This is a genomic window from Ruegeria sp. HKCCA5426 (assembly GCF_013034585.1).
Classification (GTDB): Bacteria; Pseudomonadota; Alphaproteobacteria; order Rhodobacterales; family Rhodobacteraceae; genus Ruegeria.
Genome location: NZ_WQGH01000028.1, coordinates 1 through 4732, shown reverse-complemented (window position 1 = coordinate 4732; position 4732 = coordinate 1). Strand labels below are relative to the sequence as shown.

General features: G+C 55.1%; 3 protein-coding genes. 1 reads left to right on the top strand and 2 read right to left on the bottom strand.

The window, feature by feature from the left end:
* Positions 1–117: 117 nt before the first annotated feature.
* On the bottom strand, positions 118–2448 hold the full coding sequence (locus GOV87_RS20275; RefSeq protein ID WP_217360922.1) for an arylsulfatase: 2331 nt from the start codon (positions 2446–2448) through the stop codon (positions 118–120).
* Between the two features lie 80 nt (positions 2449–2528).
* On the bottom strand, positions 2529–3284 hold the full coding sequence (locus GOV87_RS20270; protein WP_254447443.1) for an opacity family porin: 756 nt from the start codon (positions 3282–3284) through the stop codon (positions 2529–2531).
* A 184-nt stretch (positions 3285–3468) separates the two neighbouring features.
* Here GOV87_RS20270 and GOV87_RS20265 point away from each other — a divergent pair, with 184 nt between their 5' ends.
* Complete coding sequence (locus GOV87_RS20265) at positions 3469–4470, top strand: AraC family transcriptional regulator (protein ID WP_171212959.1); 1002 nt, start codon at positions 3469–3471, stop codon at positions 4468–4470.
* Positions 4471–4732 lie beyond the last annotated feature (262 nt).

Below are 4732 nucleotides of genomic sequence, written 5' to 3'. Positions count from 1 at the left end.
CCTATGTCCAAATCCAAGCATGAGCAACCGAACGACGGTTAACGTGACAACACCACTCCTGGTGTTTGTTTGGAATGCTCGTGCCGCTGCCGACGTACGGCCGCGGCACGATCCGGTTCAGTGAACTTCTACGGTCACGCGGCTGATCTCACCGGTGAAGCGCGATTTGGCCTCGGCCCCGATGGTCTCGATCACCGGCGTGGCCAGGTCGATGCCCACATCGGCGGTTTCGTCGGCCGAGAACACCATCGGCTGGGTGCGGTCGATCCGGCCTTCGGCAACCTTGGCATCATCGACATAGAGCGTCCCCATGCCTCCTTTGCCCAGGCCTTCACCGTCATAGGCAAACTCGAACCGAAGGATATGCTTGCCGGGGGCAAGTTTATGCTCGGAGGCAACCGTGTAACGTTCAAGCCCGAGGAAGTTGTAATCATACCCGGGCATCCCGTCCTTGACGTAAAGCCCCCAGCCACCGAACCGTCCGCCCTGCACGATGATCGCGCCATTGCCGCCGTTCTCGGACACGTCGACTTCGGCAGTGATGGTCTTGGACTTGTTCTTGATGTTGAGGAACACGTTTTCGGTCATACCGGTCATGCCCTGCGCTAATGTGATCGACGTGCGACCTTTCATGACGTCAGGACGCCCGACAAGTTCGCCGTTAATCCGTAGAAAGGTGCGATCATCAAGCGGTAGGACCTTGTTACGCGCCGCTTCGATCAGAAAGATGTCCTGAAGCTCCGCCAGTTTTTCCGGACGCGCTTCGGAAAGGTCATTCACCAGACTGAAGTCACTGGACGTGTCATAGAGTTCCCAAATATCCTGATCGAGAGGCCGACGCGGTTCCTGTTCCCACGGAGCTTTGTGAATGGTGCGGGCGAACCAGCCTTCGTGATAGATGGCCCGGTTACCGAACATTTCGAAATACTGGGTGGTATGACGGTCCTCGGCCTGTGCATCATCAAACGAATAGACCATGCTGACCCCGTCCATGGGACGTTGCGAAACCCCGTTCACCGATGTCGGCTCGGGCAGACCGACTGCCTCCAGAATGGTCGGGGCCACGTCGATTACATGGTGGAACTGGTCACGCTGTTCGCCTCTGGATTTGATCCCGGCGGGCCAGTGAACAGCCATGCCGACCTTGGTTCCGCCATGATCCGACGCCACCTGTTTGGTCCATTTATAGGGCGTGTCGAAGGCCACAGCCCAACCGGCTGCCATATGGGGATAGGTTTCGGGCCCACCCCATTTGTCCATCTTCTTGATCATGTCGGCGACCTGTTCCTGCACCCCGTTGAAATAGGTCATTTCTGAGAACATACCGTTGCGGCCGCCCTCGGAACTGGTGCCGTTGTCGCCGTAGACAAGAATGACCAACGTATTGTCCAACTGCCCAACATCATCGATTGCGGCAATTACACGCCCGATTTCATGGTCAGTCATCTCGACATAACCCGCAAAGACCTCAACCTGGCGGGCGAACAGGGTTTTTTCGTCATCGCTCAGATCGCTCCAGTCGGGAATGGCTGACGGTTTGGGGGCCAGTGCTGTTCCTTCGGGGATAATCCCGGACTCGCTTTGGCGCGTCAGAATATCGTCACGCAGAACGTCCCAACCCTGATCGAACTTGCCCTTCCATCGGTCGATCCACTCCTGCGGCACGTGGTGTGGCGCATGAGTGGCACCGGGCGCATAGTAGACAAAGAATGGCCGCTCTGGCGTCAGTGCCTTTTGATACTTGATCCATGCCACAGTCTGATTGGTCATATCTTCCAGGAAGTGATAATTCGGGTCTTCGGGAAGCTCGACCGGATGGGTCCCGTCGTAAATGAATGGTGCCCATTGGTTGGTTTCTCCGCCAAGAAAGCCATAGAACTTGTCAAAACCCTGCCGGGTCGGCCAGCGGTCATAGGGTCCGGAAACGCTGGCTTCCCAGGCGGCTGTTTCGTGCCACTTGCCGAATGCTGCGGTGCTATAGCCGTTGTGACGCAGAATTTCGGCGACCGGCGCAACATCAGCCGTGATCTGCCCGGTGTTGCCCGGAAAGGTCGTGCCTGTCTCGATGATCCCGCCCATGTTGTTTAAATGATGGTTGCGCCCGCTCTTGATCGCGGCGCGGGTCGGTGAACAGACTGCTGTGGTATGAAAGTCCACGAACCGCAATCCTTCGGCAGCAAGTTCATCAAATGTCGGGGTCGATACTGGGCCGCCGAAGGTGCTGGTCCCGGCAAAGCCAAGATCGTCAACAAGAACCACCAGAACGTTGGGCGCACCCTCGGGGGCCGTGACCTCGAACAGCTGAGGCGGTATCGCGTCGCGCACATTCTGCTCCGAGAACTGCGGCTCCGCTGGGGGAGCGATTGGCAGTATGGTTCGGTCCAGCTCATGTTGCGCCAGCGATACCGTTGGCAATACGGACATCAGGCCGAATACAAGGGCCCTCACAGACAGGGATCCAGTTCGTGAATAGAATACGTGCATTGCATTACTTTCCTTTGATGTCACTTTTGCTCTCGCAGGACGGATTAAAACCGATAGGTTGCCCCAAAGAGCGGGCCTGATTGCGTGAATGAGAAATCGATACCGCCGATATCGTGGTCAACTGACAGGTAGCGATAGCCGGCGCGCAAATCCCACCTGTCGTTGAGAGCATAGTTTGCGGTCAAAAGCGTTTGCCAGGTTTCGCTGCCGCTGCTGAAACCACCATAGTCGGCGAACACCGTACCCGACCAACGCTCGCTGATTTTGAAACCGATCCGAGCCCCGACAACCGGGTCGACCCAGTCATCTTGTACCGTGGTTTTTCTCTCCGGAAGCCTTCCGGATTGTAGTGTGAACTTTGTCTCCATATCGAACCAACGAAAACCCGCCGCAAAGTCCAATTGAACGCCCGGACTAGCGTAGGCACGGTAAGTCACGTAGCCGTTCAAAATCTGGGTCTTGAACTCGGTGTTCAAACCCGAGAAAGCCGATCTGGGTGTGTCACTTTCGAATGACAGGTCATTTAGCATGTAGTCGGCAATGAAGCCCCACCGAGCGTTTCTGGCCTCAAACGTGCCCATGAAGGCAAAATCCAGGTTGCTGATCGCATCACTGAAACTCAACTCACCCTCGACCGGGCCAAATGGCGTTGTCGCTCCGACGGTGGTCTCGGGGGCAAAGAGATAGAGCGACGCGGCGAAGTTCCAGTCGTTCTGTTGTGACATTGCAGGACTCGCAGCCAATTGCGCGGCGGCAGTTGCGGACAGCGCCCAAGTTTTGATCTTTCGGTTGCTGTTCAAGAGCTTATCTCCATTCAAAACACATGGCCTTTGAAAATCAAAAGCGCCGGTTGAGTGGAAAGATAGAGTGGTGCGCTGCGCGTGGCTTGATCCAAATCAATGTGCTGTGCAAGCATTTACCATTTGGTGCCACAATCGAGGTTCAACGGGATATATGTTCCAAATCAACTGAGAGTGCGCGAAATTGATTGTACCATTGATAAGATCAGCGGCATTGGCTCCGGTCGTGCGCTGGATGCGGGAGAACGGACAGAATCCGCACCAGGAACTTCGAAAAGTTGACCTGGGTTGGTACTCGGAACTCCATCCACTCGAATTTATTCCGCTGCGCCCCGCGGCCCAGTTTCTGCGTGATCTGGCAAGACAGCACACACCGAACTTGCCTTGGCGAATTGTTCAGGACAGGGGGTTCTTCGAACTCGGCCTGATTTGTTCCGTTGGCATGAAAGCCGATACACTGCGGGGTGTGATGTCCTTGATTGAAGCGGCAATGAGCAATCACTGTACGCATGAAATGTTCAGAGCATATTCAACCGAAGAAGGTGATTTAGTCATCGAGGAAGGCTGGGCTCTTAGCTTTGACGACGAGACGCTCCATATCATTCAACAGTACTTTACAGCGATGGTGTCGATGATCTGTGGGCTTACATCAGCGCCAGGGCCGTATTTGCGCGACGTCCAAATGATCCCTCATCCTGTATACGGGTTCGATCATCTTGGCCGTTGGCTCGGCGAACGAGTGTCTTATCAGAGGGCAAAAAACCTCAGATTGGAAATTCGGTCTGAAGTTGCCGACGCACCAATCCAGATCCAACGCAACAAAAACGATCTGATCGATCCGGGCATGGATTGGGTTCCCGTGCGAAGCGGAGCATCGACCTCTTACTTCGTTTCACTGCTGCTCATAGGATTTCTCCGGGAAGGCAGGCCAAGTATCGACAGAATTGCTGCCGCAATTGGAACGAGCCGCAGAAGTCTGCAACGGCGCCTGGCCGAAGAAGGAAACTCGTTTTCACAAATTTTGGACGATGTTCGCCGACAATTGGCTAACGAACATCTTAACACAAAAGGCCAGGCGATTGGGACCTTGGCGTCCAGTCTCGGATACGCAAACCAGTCAGCGTTCACACGTGCATACCGACGCTGGCAAGGCCGACCGCCAACGGAGAAACTAAAAAAGCAATGAGCCGATCAGCTAATTTAGATCTCTTGGAATGTGCGAACGCCTGGGGGTGAAATTGGATACTTGCCTTGCCGCAAACATCATTAGCCTCCTGCACCAGATGTATCAGCCGATGGACGGGCGACCCGGACCACACATTGTTCCAGGGCTGCAATCTCACTGTTCCCGGCAACACATTTCACTACCGCAAGCCGCCACTCAGTTGTGAGGCGGGTGTTGTCACGTTAACCGTCGTTCGGTTGCTCATGCTTGGATTTGGACATAG